The 20,797-nt window shown below is 38.6% G+C and carries 17 protein-coding genes; 14 read left to right on the top strand and 3 right to left on the bottom strand.

All coding sequences use genetic code 11. From position 1 onward, the window contains the following. Nucleotides 1–14: 14 nt before the first annotated feature. The 6 genes from F7984_RS16720 (at nt 15) to F7984_RS19655 (ending at nt 6,542) form a co-directional block, all read left to right on the top strand. Complete coding sequence (locus tag F7984_RS16720) at nt 15–824, top strand: transporter substrate-binding domain-containing protein (RefSeq protein WP_140461743.1); 810 nt, start codon at nt 15–17, stop codon at nt 822–824. Between the two features lie 62 nt (nt 825–886). After that, nucleotides 887–1,522, top strand: a complete 636-nt coding sequence (locus F7984_RS16715; protein ID WP_140461923.1) for an amino acid ABC transporter permease — start codon at nt 887–889, stop codon at nt 1,520–1,522. A gap of 12 nt (nt 1,523–1,534) precedes the next feature. Continuing rightward, entirely contained in the window at nt 1,535–2,197 is a 663-nt protein-coding gene (locus tag F7984_RS16710; RefSeq protein ID WP_139892246.1) for an amino acid ABC transporter permease, read from the top strand. Between the two features lie 313 nt (nt 2,198–2,510). Then, nucleotides 2,511–3,425 (top strand): UDP-N-acetylmuramate dehydrogenase, encoded by a 915-nt coding sequence (murB, locus tag F7984_RS16705; protein ID WP_140461742.1) that lies wholly within the window; start codon nt 2,511–2,513, stop codon nt 3,423–3,425. A gap of 172 nt (nt 3,426–3,597) precedes the next feature. Continuing rightward, nucleotides 3,598–4,806: a quaternary amine ABC transporter ATP-binding protein gene (locus F7984_RS16700; protein WP_066106383.1), complete on the top strand. Its 1,209-nt coding sequence runs from the start codon at nt 3,598–3,600 to the stop codon at nt 4,804–4,806. Next, on the top strand, nt 4,803–6,542 hold the full coding sequence (locus F7984_RS19655) for a glycine betaine ABC transporter substrate-binding protein (RefSeq protein ID WP_140461741.1): 1,740 nt from the start codon (nt 4,803–4,805) through the stop codon (nt 6,540–6,542). Before F7984_RS16700 ends, F7984_RS19655 begins: the two co-directional genes overlap by 4 nt. 322 nt (nt 6,543–6,864) lie before the next feature. On the opposite strand, the gene F7984_RS16690 is transcribed toward F7984_RS19655, so the two are convergent. Next, complete coding sequence (locus tag F7984_RS16690; protein ID WP_066106388.1) at nt 6,865–7,143, bottom strand: AbrB/MazE/SpoVT family DNA-binding domain-containing protein; 279 nt, start codon at nt 7,141–7,143, stop codon at nt 6,865–6,867. A gap of 208 nt (nt 7,144–7,351) precedes the next feature. Here F7984_RS16690 and F7984_RS16685 point away from each other — a divergent pair, with 208 nt between their 5' ends. Further along, nucleotides 7,352–7,594 carry a YkuS family protein gene (locus tag F7984_RS16685; protein ID WP_066106389.1) on the top strand — a complete coding sequence of 81 codons (243 nt, stop codon included), beginning with the start codon at nt 7,352–7,354 and terminating at the stop codon, nt 7,592–7,594. A gap of 59 nt (nt 7,595–7,653) precedes the next feature. Here the strand turns inward: F7984_RS16685 and dnaN are convergent, their stop codons facing one another. Both dnaN and F7984_RS16675 read right to left on the bottom strand, forming a co-directional pair. Then, nucleotides 7,654–8,784 carry a DNA polymerase III subunit beta gene (dnaN, locus tag F7984_RS16680; RefSeq protein ID WP_066106897.1) on the bottom strand — a complete coding sequence of 377 codons (1,131 nt, stop codon included), beginning with the start codon at nt 8,782–8,784 and terminating at the stop codon, nt 7,654–7,656. A 479-nt stretch (nt 8,785–9,263) separates the two neighbouring features. Further along, nucleotides 9,264–10,430, bottom strand: a complete 1,167-nt coding sequence (locus F7984_RS16675) for an MFS transporter (protein WP_140461740.1) — start codon at nt 10,428–10,430, stop codon at nt 9,264–9,266. 291 nt (nt 10,431–10,721) lie between these two features. On the opposite strand from F7984_RS16675, the gene F7984_RS16670 reads away from it, so the two are divergent. From F7984_RS16670 to F7984_RS16640, 7 genes are all read left to right on the top strand, one after another. Continuing rightward, nucleotides 10,722–12,227, top strand: coding sequence for an ABC transporter permease (locus F7984_RS16670; RefSeq protein ID WP_140461739.1), 1,506 nt, complete (start codon nt 10,722–10,724; stop codon nt 12,225–12,227). 12 nt (nt 12,228–12,239) lie between these two features. Beyond that, nucleotides 12,240–12,938, top strand: coding sequence for an ABC transporter ATP-binding protein (locus tag F7984_RS16665; RefSeq protein ID WP_066106398.1), 699 nt, complete (start codon nt 12,240–12,242; stop codon nt 12,936–12,938). Between the two features lie 81 nt (nt 12,939–13,019). Further along, nucleotides 13,020–13,709 carry a response regulator transcription factor gene (locus F7984_RS16660; RefSeq protein ID WP_139892251.1) on the top strand — a complete coding sequence of 230 codons (690 nt, stop codon included), beginning with the start codon at nt 13,020–13,022 and terminating at the stop codon, nt 13,707–13,709. Then, nucleotides 13,696–15,180 carry a HAMP domain-containing sensor histidine kinase gene (locus F7984_RS16655; RefSeq protein WP_225983625.1) on the top strand — a complete coding sequence of 495 codons (1,485 nt, stop codon included), beginning with the start codon at nt 13,696–13,698 and terminating at the stop codon, nt 15,178–15,180. The genes F7984_RS16660 and F7984_RS16655 overlap by 14 nt, the downstream gene beginning before the upstream one ends. A gap of 375 nt (nt 15,181–15,555) precedes the next feature. Next, nucleotides 15,556–17,016, top strand: coding sequence for a S1C family serine protease (locus F7984_RS16650; RefSeq protein WP_140461738.1), 1,461 nt, complete (start codon nt 15,556–15,558; stop codon nt 17,014–17,016). Between the two features lie 171 nt (nt 17,017–17,187). Next, nucleotides 17,188–19,401: an alpha-galactosidase gene (locus F7984_RS16645; RefSeq protein WP_140461737.1), complete on the top strand. Its 2,214-nt coding sequence runs from the start codon at nt 17,188–17,190 to the stop codon at nt 19,399–19,401. A 107-nt stretch (nt 19,402–19,508) separates the two neighbouring features. Then, nucleotides 19,509–20,768 carry a sensor histidine kinase gene (locus F7984_RS16640; RefSeq protein ID WP_140461736.1) on the top strand — a complete coding sequence of 420 codons (1,260 nt, stop codon included), beginning with the start codon at nt 19,509–19,511 and terminating at the stop codon, nt 20,766–20,768. Nucleotides 20,769–20,797: the final 29 nt, after the last annotated feature.

The following is a 20,797-nucleotide window of genomic DNA, read 5'->3' as shown; positions in this document are numbered from 1 at the left end:
AAGGGGGAAAAAGAATGTCATTAAAAAAGTTTTGGAAGGTATCAATACTCTCAATCATTGCTGTATTCATGTTGGCAGCCTGCGGTAGTAAAGAAGAAACAACCGGAGGATCATCTGAAAAGGGTCTGGAAAAAATTAAGGATAAAGATAAAATCGTATTTGGCGTGAAAAATGATACACGCCTGTTTGGATTGAAAAATACGAGCACTGGTAAAGTAGAAGGCTTTGATGTGGACATTGCAAAAGCACTGGCTAAAGAGGTAATTGGGGATGAAAATAAAGTAGAGTTCGTAGAAGTGACTTCTAAAACACGTGTGCCATTGCTGCAGAATGGAAAGATTGATGCTGTTGTTGCCACTATGACAATTACAGAGGAGCGTAAAAAGGAAGTAGATTTCACAGATGTTTATTTTGAAGCAGGTCAATCATTGCTTGTTAAAAAGGGAAGCAAAATTAAAAGCATAGATGATTTAAAAGCGGGTACCAAAGTTCTTGCCGTTAAAGGTTCTACTTCTGCTATAAATATAGCTGAAAAAGCACCGGATGCAGAAGTTCTGCAATATGAAAACTATGCAGAAGCTTTTACAGCACTTAAATCCGGACAAGGAGATGCTTTAACAACGGATGATGCCATCCTGTATGGAATGGTTGATGAAGATCCTTCGTATGAATTAGTTGGCGGACAATTTACGGAAGAGCCATATGGAATCGCTGTTAAAAAAGGTAATACAGAATTAGTGGATGAATTAAATAAAGCTCTAAAAACAATTAAAGATAACGGAACTTATGATGAGATACTTAATAAATGGATCAAAAATAAATAATTTCTCCAATCAGGATGGGCATACAGGCTCATCCTGATTGATTAAGAGGAGTGAATCAATTGCTGGATTTTTCTATACTCGCAGAAAATATGGATATGTATTTAGAGGGTTTTCTAAAGACGATACAAATAAGTTTATTAGCCCTCGTAGGAAGCTTTTTTTTAGGAGCAGTGATCGCAGTCATGAGGATTGCGCCTTTCAAGCCACTTAATTGGATTGGGACTGCCTATGTTGAATTTGTACGAAATATCCCTTTGTTGATCATTGCATTTCTCTTTTATTATGGGGCGAAAATGCCAGGCTTTGCGGCGGGATCATTAGCATTAACGATCTATACGGCGGCTTTTATAGCAGAGGCCATTCGTGCAGGGATTCTTTCAATTCACAAAGGGCAAATGGAAGCAGCCCGTTCATCAGGCTTAACCTATGGGCAGGCCATGAGAATGATTGTTTTGCCTCAGGCTATAAAAGTTGTTATTCCTCCATTAGGCAATCAATTTATTAATTTAGTCAAAAATTCATCCATTTTGGCTGTCATTGCTGGCGGTGAATTAATGTATCAGGCTGATTTGATCTCTCTCCACACATTTGTTGTATTTGATGTCTATATTTTTGTTGCTATATTCTATTTGGTTATCACCATTCCACTCAGTTTAGGTGTAGGGTATTTAGAAAAACACCTGGCAAAAAGCTCGTAAGGAGGCGTAATCATGGATTTTGCAGGAGCATATACGCCCGATAATCTTAAATTTTTAGTAGATGGATTTCTTGTTACGCTAAAGGTTGCTGTAATTTCTATTATCCTTAGTTTTATTATCGGGGGGATATTAGGAATAATCCGTTATGCCAAGGTACCATTGTTATCAAAGATTGTGGCGGTTATCGTAGAAACGATCCGAAATCTGCCACTAATCCTAATTATTTTCTTTGTTTATTTTGGTTTACAGGATCCAAGCAGAGGCTGGTCCTTGAATATGAGTGTAACGACTGCGGCCATTATGGCGTTAACCATTTTTGAATCTGCCATGATTTCAGAAATTATCAGAAGTGGCCTAAACTCAGTGCCAAAAGGACATATAGAAGCAGCTCGTTCATCAGGTTTAAATTACATACAGACACTTATTCATATTATTTTGCCACAGGCCTTGCGGAACATGGTTCCACCTATTGTTAGTCAGTTTATTTCCTTGTTAAAAGATACATCATTAGCGGTTATTATTGCATTGCCAGAACTGACACATAACGGCCAGATTATTTACGCGCAAAACGGGAACTATATTTACCCCATCCTGATTCTCGTTGCACTTATGTATTTTGTGGTTAATTACGGTTTATCCTTAGTTGCAAGAACATTAGAGATTAAAAGGGCTTAGAGTGTGTACTTAGCATCATCCTTAAGGAGGGATGATGCTTTTTGCACATTAGTTTAGGTATATGTCATATACATAAAGAAAAATGGTTCATTTAATTAACTCGATGTATCTTGGTATAGATATAACTATTTTTTTATAGGGCATATTTATAGTATGATAGTCAATGAGGTTGTTCTAAAGATATCTCACTAACAGGATTATCGTTTTACTCATGAATGTAGTTTTAGCGATTTCCAACCATTTGCAGTGATTTACCAGAGTGAATCATGTATATAATAAGATATGACAAATATAAATTCAGAAGGTTGAGAGTATGAATAAACAAAAAACAATTGAAGAATTGCAGCAGATTATTCAGGCAGAACATATTAAACAGGATGAACCTTTACGTGAATATACATTTACTAAAACGGGTGGGAATGCAGACTTTTTGGTGTTGCCTACAACCTATGAAGAGGTTCAAAGTACGATACTTTATGCAAATAAGAATGATATACCGTTGACTATTTTAGGAAATGGGTCGAATTTAATTGTTAGAGATGGTGGAATAAGAGGAATTGTCCTGATTCTAAATCATTTGGATAAGATTTATATGGAAGATGGGAAAATTATTGCCCAGAGCGGAGCAACCATTATTGATGTATCACGCTTTGCTTTAGAACAGAAGCTGACGGGACTAGAGTTTGCGTGCGGAATCCCCGGTTCAGTCGGTGGAGCTGTGTATATGAATGCTGGTGCTTACGGTGGAGAAATCTCCCAGGTGATTGAGTCAGCGATCGTGTTAAATGAGAAGGGTGAGCTTCTTACATTGACGAAAGATGAGATGGAGCTTACTTACCGCAGCAGTTTGATTGCCAAGCAAAACTATATCGTTTTAGAAGCCCGTTTTGCCCCAGTACCGGGAGATGTAAAAGAAATTAAAGAAAAAATGGATGAGTTAACCTTTTTAAGGGAGTCCAAGCAACCGCTTGAGTATCCTTCCTGCGGAAGTGTATTTAAACGTCCGCCGGGCTATTTTGCAGGTAAACTGATTCAGGATAGCGGTTTGCAAGGGGCTCAAATTGGTGGAGCACAGGTTTCTACAAAGCATGCTGGGTTCATTATTAACACTGGAGATGCTACTGCTACTGACTATCTGGCATTAATTAAGCATGTTCAGGACACGGTTAAAGCTAATTTTGGCGTCAGCCTGGAAACAGAAGTAAAAATAATTGGTGAAGAAGAATAGAATTTGATAAATTGAATGTCTGGCCCCTCATAAAAGAGGGGCTTTTTTAGTGTCAATTCTTATGCAAAAGGGTATAAAGGAGCAAAAAAGTTTAGATTTTCCCGAAATAGGATATAGTAATAAGTAGGGGAAAATGGTTTGTTTCAAAAAAATACATAGAAGGAGTGGTTGTTTGCAGCCAAAAATAAGTATAAAAAATGTTGTAAAAGTGTTTGGAAAATCTCCACAATCTGCACTTGAATTATTGAAGCAGGGCTCTTCAAAAAAAGATATCTTAAAGAAAACAGGATGTACGATTGGGGTTAATAATGCCAATCTTGATATCTATGAAGGAGAAATTTTTGTAGTTATGGGATTATCGGGGAGTGGGAAATCCACGTTGATTCGAATGTTAAACCGTCTAATTGCCCCGACATCCGGTGAGATTTTGATTGATAATGAGAATATAGTTAACATGTCACCGGCTGAATTACGTGAAACTAGAAGAAAGAAAATTAGTATGGTGTTTCAAAACTTCGCCCTATTTCCTCATAAAACTATCCTGGAGAATACAGAGTATGGATTGGAAATTCAAAAAATACCTGAACAGGAACGAAAACAGAAGGCAATGGAATCACTCGAAGTAGTTGGCCTAAAAGGATATGAAGATCAATATCCATCCCAATTGAGCGGCGGGATGCAACAGCGTGTTGGACTTGCGAGGGCTTTGGCCAGTGATACAGATATTCTTCTTATGGATGAGGCATTTAGTGCCCTTGATCCACTTATCCGCAAAAGCATGCAGGATGAGCTGCTGGAGATCCAGGATAATTACAAAAAAACAATTGTGTTTATTACGCATGACTTGGATGAAGCTTTAAGAATAGGTGACCGGATCGCTTTGATGCGTGATGGCAGGGTAATTCAAGTGGGAACTCCTGAGGAAATCATGATGAATCCTGCCAATGATTATGTTGAACGATTTATTGAAGATATCGATTTGTCACATGTTCTGACTGCGTCTTCGATTATGACTCGGGCGGAACGTATTACAATTGACAGAGGTCCTCGTGTTGCCTTACAAATTATGAAAGACAGGGGATACTCCAGTATATTTATCGTAGACCGCAAGCAGACACTGCTTGGGGCGCTCTCCGCCGACCAGGCAAGAGAAGCTATTCTAAAGAAAATCCCTATAGAAGAGGTCATGACAAAAGAAGTGCCAACAGCATTGGAAAATACGATTCTATCTGATTTGCTCGACGATATGGCAAATGCACAAATCCCATTAGCAATCGTTGATGAAGCTAACAGATTGAAGGGTGTTCTTGTACGTGGTGTTGTCATTGGAGCATTGGCTGGTAACAAAGATGTACTCCAAGATAAGGAGGAAAGTCAATGAACCTAGAAAAATTACCGATAGCTTCTGGAGTAGATCGTTTTATTGATTGGGTAACAGAAGTATGTGGACCACTATTTAATTGGATTTCGATGTTCATTCAAACTATTATTGATACAAGTGTGGAAGTACTGGGCTTAGGACCTTCCATTCTGTTAATTATCCTGATTACTCTGCTAGTTTTATATACAAATAATTGGGGCATGGCATTATTAACGTTTATAGGATTATTATTGATTGATAATTTAGGATTATGGGATGCTATGATTCAAACATTGGCATTAGTCTTGGCATCCGTACTGATTACGGTTATTGTCGGAGTCCCAATTGGTATTTGGGCGTCACAGAGTAATACGGTGAAGAGAATTGTAATGCCGATTCTGGATTTCATGCAAACGATGCCTGGCTTCGTTTATCTGATTCCTGCCATCCTTTTCTTTGGAATTGGAGTCGTTCCGGGAATCGTGGCCTCTTTTATTTTCGCTGTTGCGCCGACGATTCGAATGACGAACTTAGGAATCCGGGAGGTTCCGGCAGATTTAATAGAAGCTTCTCAAGCCTTTGGTTCCACCACGTGGCAGAAAATCACAAAGGTCCAACTGCCATTGGCTGTTTCAACGATAATGGCCGGAATCAACCAAAGTATCATGCTTTCTTTATCTATGGTGGTTATGGCATCCCTTGTTGGTGCGCCTGGATTGGGTGCCGAGGTATACCGTGCCGTTTCGCAAATAGCAGTAGGTGAAGGATTCGAAGCTGGTTTAGCACTTGTTATCATTGCAATTATTTTAGACAGATTATCGCAAAACCTCAGAACTCCTGTATATGAAAGAGTAATTGCTAAGAAATGGGTTTATAGTTTCATCATCTTAATTTTCCTTGGAGGATACGCATATATAGCATTATCTTCTTCTGCAGAAACAGGTACAAAAGATGATGCTTATGTGGGCAATCAGGTGGATTATAAAATTGTGGGTATTGAGCCTGGAGCAGGAATTATGTCAGCAACTGAAGAAGTGTTGAAGAAATATGGACTGAAAGAAGACTGGACTTTGCAGGAAGGATCATCTGCTGCTATGGTTGCTGAGCTTCAAAAAGCTTACGATAATCAGGATCCAATTATTCTGACAGGTTGGACACCGCATTGGAAGTTCCAAAAATATGATCTGAAATATTTAGATGATCCCAAGAATGTATATGGCCAAAGTGAAAACATCCATACATTGGTCCGAAAAGGCTTGAAAGAAGAGTTGCCTGGAGCAGAACAAATCTTAGATCAATTTTACTGGACTCCAGCTGATATGGAAGAGGTAATGGTGGACATGGAAGGAGGAATGACACCAAAAGAGGCAGCCGCCAAATGGATTGAAAAATATCCAAATAAGGTGGATCAATGGCTGACAGGTGCAGAAAAGGGAGAAGGACAAAGTATTAGTCTAATCTATGTTGCCTGGGAGTCAGAGATCGCATCAACAAATGTTATTGGTGAAGTATTAAGAATGCATGGATATAGTCCGGAATTAAAGCAGGTAGAAATTGGGCCGATGTTTGCATCAATTGCCAATCAAAAAGCAGATGCCATGGTTGCGGCTTGGCTGCCATTAACTCATAATGCCTACTATGATAAGTATAAGGAAGATTTAACCGATCTGGGTCCAAATCTAAAAGGTGCCAAGAGTGGACTCGTTGTTCCTACTTACATGGATATAGATTCAATCGAGGATCTAGTGAAAGAATAATTGAGTAAATGACATATTGTTTTGCAGATGATTTAGGGCATGAGTTCGGTACTTTACTGGACTCATGCTTTTTGTTTTGCCTGCATGATAAATCAGAAAGTTGGACGGCTGCATAAAGGATTAGAACAACTCGGTGCCTCAAAGGATGTTAATCCTTTTTAATGTGATCCTTTTTGGCACTGCCAGTTAGTCCGCAACTTAAATTAACAAATCAAGGACTCTTTAATTTCCAAGCATTTAAACATATTACAGTCGATGCTAGTAAGTAAGTAAGTATAAAATTCTCTTGAATTCGAGGTAAAAGGCGATAAAGAATCGCCTTTTATCTTTCAATCACTCGATTTAATTCTGAATTTAGTATTCGTAATCCTTCCTGACTTAACACAATCTTTCCATTGGCTAATGAAATATTCTGATTACTGACTTCACCTGTAATGGCACAAGCCTTACCCGGTGTATATTTTTGCAGGATAATTTTGTCTTCATCCGTAAAAATCTCTATAGAATCTTTTATGTTAATATCAAGAGTTCTTCTAAGTTCAATCGGCAGTACAATTCTGCCGAGTTCATCGACTTTTCTAACAATCCCAGTTGACTTCATTTTCACACCACTTTTCTTTCCTTTTTATAGAATAATAGTCTTAAATTGGTTATAAGTAAATAGTTTTGCTCAAATATTAACATGATTGTAATACTAAATGCTATACCAGTAATAATAATATATATACCAATATTTCGATTGACCTTCTGCATTTTTGGTATAATTTGTCGCCTTAATGGACAATTTACATAAGAAGGAGGTGGATGTTATGGCTAAAATTGGTGTGGAGCAATCTTTATCAGACGTTCAACAAGCTTTACGTGATAAAGGACATAATGTAATCGAATTAAAACAGGAAAATGACACACAAGGGTGTGACTGCTGTGTTGTATCCGGCCTGGATATTAACGTAATGGGTATGCAGGATACAGCAACAAAAGCTTCAGTGATCAACGCTGATGGTCTTACTGCTGAGGAAGTATGTCAGGCAGTTGAAAACAGAATTCAATAAAAAATAACGGCTGCCGTGTACAAGCAGCCGTTATTTTTTTTCTAAGAAATAGATTTACATCAATACGATCGTACAGGGGATATAAGGTGAAGATGAGACGGATTGTTAACTGGTTCAATCAAGACGGGTCTTAAGGATCCGCCAAAACTTAATTTTACTTCTTTTTCTTTTATGGCTTTTAAAGCATCGAGTAGAAATTCTCCATCAAGAGATATACTTAAATTAATTTCACCTTGAACCATTCTGATATCCATTATTTCTTCGATTTTCCCCATGTCTGTTGAGTTTGATGCAATCTTTATTTGTTTACCATCTATCATTTCAATCAATATATTGTTATTTTTCCATTCACTTGCAAACAGCCGAGCCCGATCTATCCCCTTTAATAACTTTACTGTATCTAGTATCATGACGGTTTTCGAATCGGCTGGTATAAGTTTAGAGATGCCAGGGAAATTACCTTCAATAAGTCTGGAATATAATGAGGTAGTCGACGATTTGAATACGATATAATTGTCTAATATGTAAATATGTATAAGATCTTTTTCATTATTCATTAGTTTTGTGAGCTCAGTAAGGCTGGCACCAGGAACAATGAAAGAAGCTTCAATTTGTGAGTTTATTGGTACTTTCCTTAAAGCCAGTCGATGGGAATTGGTCGCAACACAGGTTAGCTTATTCTCTTTAAACGACATATTCACACCAGTTAGAACAGGTCTTGTTTCACTTTTGGAGACTGCAAATGTAGTTTGTTTGATTATTTCCATTAAGGCAGAGCTGTGTATCTGTATAAAATGGTTTGTCTTTATTGAAGGGTAAGTGGGATACTTGCCAGGATTAAATCCATTTAGGTATACCATGACTTCATCAGATTGAATTTTAGCTACGTTATTTCCAGTTACCTTTATATGAATATCATCAGATAATTTTTTTACAACTTCACATAAATATTTAGCTGGAAGAACTGCGCTGCCAGTTTCATCTATGTTTAATATCCGGATACCGTTCATTTCTAAAGGAATTATTTTTTCTATTGCAATATTGGAATTGCTGCCAATCAGAATTAAACAATCCTCCTTAGCGACCAACTTTATGCCTGTTAGAATTGGTAAAAGCGATTTTGTTGTCACTGCCCTGCTAACATCGGATAATGCCTCGTTGAAATAATCTTTACTTATTGTAAGTTCCATTAGAAGTCTCCCAAGTCCATAATTAGTTTCATGTATATTCAATTCTCCAAAAAGAATCATATTCCTTCTTTCAGCATGAATCCTTCCGGTTAACTTACTAGCCATTAAGTTGCATAAAATTAAGTAAAGGCTCCCCGCTAACAAAATGTTAGTTATGATATACCTATATTCTATAATTCACTCAAAATTCCTCCTAAATATAGACCGAATCTAGATTGCAAGTGAAATAGCGGAAAGGAAACTGATGATTAGGATATTCTAGGGAGAGTAACAGGGGGAATCCCGCCGATTCGGCAGGAAATCCAGCGGGAAAGAGGCAGAAACCAGCCAATTAGGTGAATAAACCAGCGGAAAGCAGGAATAATAAAGCCGGATTGAGGAAAAAACCAGCCAGCGCCTGCCCATAGCGCTTAAGATTACCTCTTATAAAACAAAAAAGCCTCCGATGGTAAAAAATCGAAGGCTTCAATACTATAATTTTATAAAGCTTGAACTTTTCTTGCCTGAGCATGGTAAACCTGATAAAGCAATAATGCACCTACAGTCAGAATAGCTCCTGAAATATAAGGGAGTCCAACGGCGAATGAATACAGTAAACCTCCAAGTGGCGGGCCTATGATCCTGCCAAGGGAATCAAAGGATGAAAGTAGTCCGGTTGAGCTGCCGTGTCCTCCTGTTGAGGTCTTTGTCAGCAATGCAGTGACAGCTGGACGAATAAGTCCATTGCCTAACCCGAAGATTGTTATAAAGAGTGTTGCAGTCCAGAAGCTATTGGTAAATAGGATTAGTATAAACCCGATGATTGAAACGATTAGCCCGATTTGAATGACTCGGCCTTCTCCCCATTTCTTCGTCATAATTCCAATGAGTCCTCCCTGCACAATCGCACTGCCAAATCCCATAATCATAAAGATATATCCTAATTGGACCGTATCAATTCCAGCCTTATTAGCGGCAAAATAAGCAAAAGTTGCTTCAAGACCAGCCATAGACAAAGATACGACGCATTGAAGCACAAACAAGATAGAAGCAGCACCGCTAAAATTCATCCACATCGATTTGTTGCCCGAGCTTTGTTTTCCTAATTGTTCAGCTGTTAAGGATTCCTTAAGAACAATAAGTACTAATAAGAACGTCAAAGTAGAGAGGATTCCGGCAATTAAGAAAGGCGTATTTAAGCTGGATTTTGAAAGAATCCCGCCAATTGCTGGACCGAAGATGAAGCCTAACCCGGTCGCTGCTCCTATAATCCCCATTCCTTTTCCACGATCTTCTTCAGTCGTAATATCTGCTACATAGGCCATGGTAGTTGGCATATTGGCTGAGGAAAGGATACCACCAATGATCCGTGCCACAAACATTATCCATAATGAATTGGCTATGGCCATGATGAAGAATGATAAAGCCAGACCAAATATACCGATTAACATGACTGGTTTTCTGCCGATTCGATCCGATATCTTTCCCCAAATCGGAGCGAAAATTAACTGCATTAACGAATAAACTGCCATTAGTAAGCCAAGCTGGGTAGGTGTGCCGCCGACCTCTTCTGCTAAAAATGGAAGGACCGGAATGATAATCCCGAAGCCAACCATCACTAAAAACATGACCAGGAATAGAACGGGCAATATTTTTTTATTTTCCATGAGTTTCTCCTCTAAAACCGCTTAAAATGCTTAGATAATTATGTGTCTATGAAGTATAAAAAAATCTATGTATCAAGCGGTTATATTAATAGTTATATTCTTTTCAACTGTACATAATCAATATTTCTAACGTCAATTGTAAAGCTTTTCATACAAATATAATAGTTTCGCCTACACAAATATTTTTAGTTTTGTTTGACATTTTATCGACACATTATGGTCGTAAGATTTTTTATAGAAAAGCTTTTCTAAGGATTTACCCGGTATAGATTGTCAGAAAGGATGAAAAAGATGAACTTTATAAAAAGGGCTTTTTTAAGTGTAAAAGCCAGAAAAGGGAAGAGCATTCTACAGTTAGTTGTATTCACAGTTATCTGTGTGCTTGTTTTATCTGGCTTATCGATACAAACAGCAGCAAACAAATCAGCAGAGCTCGCAAAACAGAGTCTTGGCAGTGAAGTCACACTAAGTGCTGATCGAGAAAAATTAATGGAGCAGCAACGGCAGGAGCGTGAAAATCAAGAAAACAGAGAACCTGTTAGATTAACAGAAGAGCCTGTCGCGGTTGAGGATGCAAATGAATTACTATCTTTGTCACAGATAAAAGGATATAACTATTATTCTACTACATTTGGAGTGGCTGGAAATTTTGATCCAATAGAAACAGAGTCAACAAGTACAACAAATGAAACGAACAAAAATGGCCAAGGTCCGGGATTTGGAGGAGGCGGCAGTCCAAGTATGGCGGATGCCGATATTAGTCTCCAGGGAGTAGCTTTTACAGATACAACAAGCGAATTTATGGATGGAGATGCCGAAATGGTAGAGGGCACTCATCTATCAGATGACCATTTAAATAAAAATGTAGCCATTATCGAAGAGACACTGGCTGAAGAGAACGAATTGGTAGTTGGGGACCAATTAGAGGTGACCTCTTCAACAGATGAAGATACAACTGTTGAAGTCGAAATAATCGGCATTTACAAAACTTCTTCAATATCTACTGATTCAGGTATGATGAACTTCACTGCCATGAATCCGTATAACAAAGTATATGTACCATACACACTTGTTAATGAATTGAAGGGTGAAGATTACAAGGATACAATCGAAAGCGCAGTCTACTACATGAATGACCCAGCGGATACGGATTCTTTTATTGAGGATGCAGAAGCGACCGGAGCTATTGATACGGACATATTTAAATTGGATGCCAACGATCAGTTGTATCAACAAATGGTTGAACCAATTAACAATGTAGCATCCTTTTCTAAGAACGTTGTCTATCTCGTGACTATTGCAGGTGCGATTATTTTAGGACTGATTGTAATGCTTGGTATACGGGAGCGTAAATATGAAATGGGCGTACTGCTTGCCATTGGAGAAAAGAAGAGCAAGTTGATAGGGCAGTTTATTGTAGAAATACTAATCATTGCTGTATTTGCACTTGGTATAGCTTCTGTCACTGGTAATGTAGCAGCTGATAAAATCGGCGATCAATTATTATCCCAACAAGTAGAAACGGATACACAATCCACAATGGATCCATTTGTCGGTAAAGGAATGCAAATGGAAGGCGGCATGGGCCCTGGAATGGGAGGAGGAAACGCTCCTGGTGCACCGAATCAGGCACTGGTGGAAACAGCTCAAGTGGATGATCTAGATGTTAAAGTAACTGCTTCCGATCTTGGTATGTTAACCGGTATTGGTTTACTGATTGCCATCCTGGCTACATTGATCCCATCATTATCCATACTTCGATTGCAGCCAAAAGCAATACTTTCAAGACAGGATTAGGAGGAACCGTAAATGAGCGCATTATTGGAGTTTAAGGATCTAAGTTATTGGTACAGACATAATAATAAACAGCATGATATAGTAAAGAAAATTAATGTTTCTTTTAATAAAGGATTATTTTATGCAATTGTCGGTCCTTCTGGTTCAGGAAAAACTACGCTTCTCGCCTTGGCGAGTGCGCTGGATGCTCCTAAGGATGGACAGGTATTATACGAAGGAAAAGATATTAGAAAAATTGGATATACCACGTTTCGAAATAAATATGTTTCGATTGTCTTCCAATCCTATAATTTACTGCCCTATATGACTGCGTTACAAAATGTCACTACAGCGATGGAGATTACCGGAAATAAGGTTAAGGACAAAAAACAGTATGCACTCGAGATGCTTAGAAAAGTGGGCATCGATGAAAAGCAGGCTGGACAAAAGGTGCTCACACTGAGTGGCGGTCAGCAGCAACGTGTCTCCATTGCACGAGCCCTTTGCTGTAAATCAGATTTAATTGTAGCAGATGAACCGACTGGAAACCTCGATGAGGATACCGCTCAAGACATCATTAAGTTATTTATGCAGCTGGCACATGAGGAAAATAAATGTGTCATCATCGTTACGCATGATCAGCATATTGCTGACATTGCAGATCAAACGATTCGTCTTTCTAAAGGCCAAATAACGATTGTTAATAATATAAGCGAACATTCGCACCAATAAGTGAATTTTGTTTAATGAAAATCTCCGAGTTATCGGGGATTTTTGTCCTATCTTTTAATCCTCGAGGAGTGAGTACGAAAGATGCAAAAAATCATGATTGTAGAAGATGAAAAAGCCATCAGCCAGGTTTTAAAGGCTTACTTGAAGAAAGTAAACTACGAAGTTGAACAAGTATTTACAGGTGGTGAAGCCATTGCTAAATTTGAGGAGTTTCAACCGAATCTTGTTTTGCTCGATGTTATGCTTCCAGGTATGAGTGGATGGGATATATTAAAAGAAATTCGTACGAAAAGCGCATGCCCTGTTATTATGCTCACAGCACTTGGTGATATTAATTACAAGCTCACAGGCTTAAATGATGGAGCTGACGACTATATCACTAAACCCTTCATTGGAGATGAAGTGGTTGCCCGTGTCCAGGCAGTATTGAGAAGATCTGGACAGGTCATTGATGATAAGGAAAAGAAACAGTTTGGCGCGTTGTGCATTAATATGAAAGCTCATAATGTTACATTAAATGGAGTAGAGCTTGACTTAACACCGCGCGATCTCTCACTGCTCATCTTCTTGGCACAAAATCCTAATCAATTATTTACGAGAGATCAATTAATTGATCATGTATGGGGGATGGATTACGACGGCAGTGACCGAGCGGTAGATTTGTCCATCAAAAGGCTGAGAAAGTCTCTGCAAAACTGGCCTGCATCTGAAGGAGAAATTAAAACTCTGCGAGGATTGGGGTATCAATTAAGTGTCTATGAAAAAAAATAATAAACTGCAAATGTATTTTCTGAAGCACTTGGGTCAAAAAAAGAAAAACCATCCGACTAAACGTGTCAGTTTGTTGAAATACTGGACGACACGATATCTGGTTACCCTGTTTATTGGACTTATTGTCATAGGATTCCTTACAGGAATCATTATCAGGCAATCCACTCTTAATAAGAACCTGGATATTAATAAATATTTGGCTGAGGAAGTAGCAGCGCGAATACTGGATCAAACGGTTGGAACTGATATTCAAACAGAGCAGAATCCAGAGGTTTTTGCCAATCGAAAAAAATTATTAGAGGTCAGCGGCAATCCGTCCATTTATGTGGTGGATGTAAATGGAAAAATAGTAATTGAGAATCGTTCAAGTAATCACCTTAATGTATCTTCATTTTCAACTGCACTGCTTAATAGTAAGGATGAAGTGAAACAATTAAACAATATTGGTGGCAGAGATTATTATTTGGTTAAGCGGCCTATGATTGTGAATGATACGGTGATTAGTTGGATTGTCGTTATGCAATCTGAGGATGAGTTAACTGCAGTAGATCAGGAATACAAATTACTTTTGATTATGATTTTAAGTTTGGCCTTGCTCGGATGGGTTGCGATTTACTTTTTATCCAAAAGACTGGTTAAGCCGATTGAGAATGTAGCTGAAGCAGCTAAGCAGGTTCAAAAAGGAAATTATAATATTGAACTTATTGAAGAGGTAAATGAACAGGAAGTTTATGATTTAGTCCATTCCTTTAAGGAAATGGCTATTAAATTGGAGCAGCTTGAAGCTATGCGAGCTGAATTGCTGGCAGGTGTAACACATGAATTAAAGACGCCTGTAACGTCTATCAGCGGTTTGCTTCAAGCCGTTAATGATGGAGTTGTAACAGGGGAAGAAGCAAAAGAGTTTCTGGCCATATCCTTACAGGAAACGACTCGTATGCAAAAAATGGTGGGAGACTTATTGGAGTTCAACTCCTTTACAGCCAATGCCATCCCTGTTAACAGAGAGTCTGTAAAAATTGGTGAGGTCATTAATGAAATGATTTACCAATGGGATATTGTGCAGGATGATCAACTTGTTAAAGTTACTGTACAGCAACCAAAAGAAGATATGGTAGTATCGGCGGACCCTCTGCGATTGCAGCAAATTATGATTAATCTCTTGAATAATTCCAAGCATGCTATTCAAGGAGAGGGAACGATAGAGGTCCGTATTTATAAATATGATGAGGATCATGTCGCAATCGATGTACAGGACAGCGGTTCGGGAATCCCGCTTGCCGAGCAGGATTTAATATTTGAACGTTTTTATCGAGGAGAAGATAAAAAATACAAAATCCGCGGTCTAGGACTAGGACTCCCATTCAGCAGAATGCTCGCCAATGCAATGGATGGAGATTTGGTATTAACGAATAGCAGTGAAGAAGGTACAACGTTTACCATAGTGCTGAAGAGCCTTGCCCAGGAGTGAGGAGCATAAGACAGAGGCTCGAAGGGGATGTTCTTCCCCGAAGAGGCTATGCTTATGTCCCGAACTCCTAGGCTCTGAAGCCGGATTACCATAGTGCTGAAGAGCCTCGTTTAAGGAACGAAGACTAAAAGCGCCACGTCCTGTGGCAACGTCTTTGTGGCCTACATCCTGTAGGCCCCCAGAACATAATGATTATGTTTAAAAGCTGCCAAAGAACAGGCAGCTTTTAAATTTTTTAAGAGGAGAAAAGATTTTGACATTTTGTTGACACATACAGTTAGTAAATTAGATAGTGAGAAGAGCAGAAATGCAATTATTCTACAATTATCGTAATATATTAAATAGACAGTTTAATGAGTGAGGAGAGGAATTTGGATGGAAAACAATAACCGTCGTGATTATGATGATTTTGATAGACCAATAGATACTGCTAATCAGGATAATATTCAGATTCCTGCATTACCAGATGAGAAAGATATTGAAACAGAAATTATTTCATATCGTGGATATCATGAACTAAGCTCTGCCAAGGAAGAAGATATGACAGATGAAAATAATGAACAAGTAAATGAATGCGTGGAAGTACAACCGCTTCAAGCATCTGATGATCAAGCAGAGGTTAGATCTAAAAGAGAGAAGAAAAAAAGGTCCAGATGGCTGACACCAGTCATTACCGCAATTCTTGGTGGAATGGTGGCACTTGGAGCAGGTTCTTACTTAGGTTTTGTTGATTTATCAGGCGTACTGCCAGGTGATGATGGACCTGTTAAAACAGCCATTGCTACAAATGATAAGGTAAATGATGAGGATGGCCTGAAGATTGTTGACTCTACGAAAACAACCTCTGAACTAATTCAAATGATTGAGGAGGTTTCTCCTGCGGTTGTAGGTATAGTGAATATACAAAACTCATCTAATTACTATGACTACCGCCAACCAACAATCAATGAGGAGTCCAATAACAGCCAGGAGAGCGGGACTGGTTCTGGGGTTATTTTCAAAAAATCGGGAAAAGATGCATTTATTGTGACCAATAATCATGTTATTGAGAATGCAGATACTATTGAGGTGTCCTTGGCAGAAGGTACAAGGATAACGGCTGAACTGGTTGGAACAGATCCATTAACAGACTTGGCGGTATTAAAAATTGATGGAAGCAAAGTGACAAAAGTAGCCGAATTCGGAGACTCTGAAAAGCTAAGTGTTGGTGAACCAGTGTTGGCAATAGGTAACCCTTTGGGTCTTGACTTCTCGGGGTCCGTAACCCAGGGAATTATCAGCGGATTGCAGCGTACAGTAACGGTTGCTACATCTGCTGGTGAATGGGATATGGATGCAATTCAAACGGATGCAGCTATAAACCCTGGGAACAGTGGCGGAGCGCTTGTCAATTCCGACGGACAAGTTATTGGTATCAACAGTATGAAAATATCATCTGAAGAGGTTGAGGGAATAGGGTTTGCTATTCCAAGTAAGGATGTTTCAGATATTGTTAATGACCTTCTTGCCGATGGAAAAGTACAACGTCCATATATTGGTGTAGGCTTGCAATCTATATCCGAAATACCTCAATATGTATTGCAGCAACAATTGAATCTTCCTTCCGAGATAACAAGTGGAGTGTTAGTAACTCAGGTGGAAACCGGTTCTCCCGCTGCTGAAGCAGGTATAGAGGCTAAGGACGTGGTAGTGGCAATCAATGATGCGGAAGTCACTACACTTGGGGAGTTCAGAAAATACTTGTATTCTAATGCTGCAAATGGAGATAAGGTCAAAATCAAGCTTTATCGAAATGGAGTGGAGAAAACCGTATCTGTTACAGTAACGGAGAAATAATAACTGAGAATAACTGTCGACTGCCTTGCCCCCTTGGGTAGAAGACATTATTTAAATAGATGAAGATTTCGCTTTGAAGCCTTATTTTAAGGCTTCTTTTTTTTGCATTTATGAGCAAGTTGGTATTTTCGTGTACATATATATAGAAGAAAAGATATGAGGGAGATCAAAATGGGAGTGTCGTACTGTCCTAAACGGAAAATATTCCATTTGCAAGCTGGTGAAATGAGCTATGTGATAAAAATCTATCATCAAGCATATCTGTCTCATTTATATTGGGGGAAAAGGATCAAGGATGTGAATGAAAGCAATCAATTACAGTTTAAGTACCGATTGTTCTCTCCACAACCAGAAGGGTTTGACAGAACGTTTTCCCTTGATACGTTGCCTCAGGAATATCCAGCAAACAACACTGATTTTCGTACGCCGGCCTATCAAGTTCAATTTTCGGATGGTTCAGCCGTTACTGATTTAAAATATAAACATTTTCACATATATAAGGGGAAACGAAAATTAACCGGATTACCTGCTACGTACATTGAAGAAGAAGAGGAAGCAACCTCTATAGATTTTACCCTTATGGATAATCAAACGGGGCTTCAGGCGATATTGACGTATAGTACATACGAACAATCCAATGTGATCACTCGGTCAGTCCGGTTTATCAATCATGGAGATAACCCAGTGAGTATACTGAAAGCCATGAGTGCTTCTGTTGATTTTAGAGAAAGCGAATTTGATTTGCTCACTTTATATGGCGCCCATGCAAATGAATGTAATCTATCCAGAAAACGTTTAACAGCCGGAAGCCATCTCATCGAGAGCAGACGTGGGGCCAGCAGTCATCAGCATAATCCCTTTATGTGCCTGGCAAAGCCAGATACAAATGAAGAGTATGGAGAAGTATACGGTTTCAGCCTGGTTTATAGTGGGAATTTTATAGCGCAGGCTGAGGTTGATCAGTATGAAACCACGCGCCTTTCCATTGGTATTAATCCCTTTAATTTTAGTTGGCATTTGGGGAGTGGAGAAATCTTTCAAACACCGGAAGTCGTTATGGTTTATTCTTATAAGGGTTTCAGTGACATGTCGAGAACTTATCATGAATTATATCGTTTTCGATTGGCGAGAGGGCAGTACAGAGATTGTCTGCGGCCAGTATTGTTGAATAACTGGGAAGCTACTTATTTTAAATTTAACTCTGACAAGCTTTTACTGCTTGCACAAGAAGGCAAGGATCTTGGAATTGAATTATTTGTTCTGGATGATGGATGGTTTGGAAAACGTAACAACACTAAAACTTCTCTTGGAGATTGGTCTGTAAATAAGCAAAAATTGCCTGGTGGGTTAAAAAAGCTGGCAGAGCAAATTAATCGGCTTGGGATGAACTTTGGGCTTTGGTTTGAACCGGAAATGGTATCTATGGAAAGTGACTTATATCGAAATCATCCCGATTGGTGTATTCAAGTTCCCAATCGCCCGAAATCATTAGGACGTCATCAATTGGTCCTCGATCTAACAAGAGTCGAGGTATGTGAGTACATTATTGAATCGGTTTCAAATGTCTTATTATCTGCTCCTATTAGCTATGTGAAGTGGGATATGAATCGACATATGACGGAAGTGGGGTCACTTGCTTTACCTTTAGAACGCCAAAGAGAAACAGGGCATCGCTACATTCTGGGACTCTATTATATATTAGAGGTGTTGACTACCCGCCATCCAACGGTCTTATTTGAGAGTTGTTCGGGGGGAGGGGGAAGATATGATCCAGGGATGCTGTTTTATATGCCTCAAGTATGGACGAGTGACAATACAGATGCTATCTCAAGGTTAAAAATCCAGCACGGAACAAGCCTTGTGTATCCACCGGTGACAATGGGTGCTCATGTGTCAGCAAGCCCAAATCATCAGGTGCATCGTCACACTTCTTTAAACATGCGTGGACATGTTGCTATGTCAGGAAATCTAGGATACGAGCTGGATTTTTCCAAACTGAGTCAATTAGAAAAGAAAATGATTAAAGACCAGATTTCCTTGTATAAGGAAATTCGTTCGATTATACAATTTGGCACGTATTATCGATTACTTAGCCCATTTGCAGGAAATCAGGCAGCTTGGCAATTTGTTAGTCAAGATTTATCTGAAACGGTTGTGATGTATTTCAGAATGATGGCACAGTCTGCAGAACCGTTCCGTATTCTGAGGCTCAGGGGGTTAAATCCCGAGAAAGAATACCTCGATAAACATACATCCTTAATATATGGTGGAGATGAATTAATGTATGCAGGACTTTCTATCCCGGAAATGAAGGGGGATTATTGCAGTATGTTTTGGAGGCTCGCCTTTGAAGGTTACGAAAAGATTAATAATATAGAGTTCTAGCTTTTATGAGTTTAGATTAATATACTGAGACTTCTAAAAATAATAATTTACTTTGGATATATTTTCCTCTAAACTTCAAGTATAGATGTATTTAGAAGGAGAATCAGATGACAAGTGAATTCATTGCAAAGTTATTTATTAATCTATTTATCATTCTGATTATTATTCAATTCATTTACTTTTGGCATGTTAAATATGGGGTACTTGGAGTGATTAATCCTTTAATCGTTGGAATTGGTCAAGCGATTGCGATTCTTGTTAATATTGTATTCTTCACTGCTGAATCACCTCCTGGCATTCAGATCATGAATTTTAGTTCTATATCCATTGTTATCGGTATATTTTATGGTGGGTATGCAATCGGTATCAGTTTATACATGCTGACATTTACTGCGTCTATCCTTTACACCTCTTCATTTGAATGGTTTCACTTTTTTTCAGGCATGTTTGTCCTTTTCTCTGCAATGGTTATGAGAAAGCAATACTTCAAACTAATGACCAGGCAGCGTTTAGTTGCCTCCTTTGTAACGGCGCTTATTTCCTCTTTGGCTATTATGGAGATTTTTACAATTATAATGATTAACGATATTAAAACACTAAATCAAATTTTATATGTTTTCTTGTATATAACTGGAACGGTCTGGCTTGTTTATTCAATAGAAAGGCTAGAGAAAAACAGAAACTTTAAGAGTAAATTGATTGATACGGAAAAGATGCAGTCTGTCAGTCATTTAGCAGCCTCAATTTCACATGAAGTTCGTAATCCATTAACAGCCACGAAAGGATTTTTACAATTATTAAGAAGTGATGAGAATCTTACGAAGGAAAAAAAGGAGCAGTATATTGATATTGCGCTATCCGAATTGGACCGGGCTGATAACATTATTAAAGATTTTCTGGCGTTTGCTAAACCGCATATTAACAGTAAAGAAGATATCAATATTCAAGCAGAGTTGAATAAAGTAGCTGATATTGTTCAGCCGCTGGCTACTATGCGAAATGTACGTATTCAGATTGAAGTAGCTTCCTTTATAGTGAGAGGAGAAAAGCAATTATTTCAGCAATGTTTCGTTAATATCTTAAAAAATGGAATCGAATCAATGGGTCATGGGGGTTCTCTTACAATCAACACGGATCATAAGAGAAAAGGTGTAGATATACATATCATCGATACGGGCATTGGTATGACCAATGAACAATTAAAGCGTTTGGGCGAGCCCTATTATTCAACAAAAGGGGTAGAAGGAACAGGTCTTGGAATGATGGCGGTATATCGGATAATTGATTCGATGAAAGGGTCAATCCGTGTAAAAAGCAAGCCTGGTGAAGGGACAGCCTTTACCATCTATTTTCCGGGACAAGAATAAATAACTCCATAAATGGAGAAGACCTGAAG

Source organism: Pradoshia sp. D12, from assembly GCF_008935075.1.
Classification (GTDB): domain Bacteria; phylum Bacillota; class Bacilli; order Bacillales; family Pradoshiaceae; genus Pradoshia.
The sequence above is the reverse complement of the archived record's forward strand: the minus strand, read 5'-3'. Positions and strand labels throughout refer to the sequence as shown.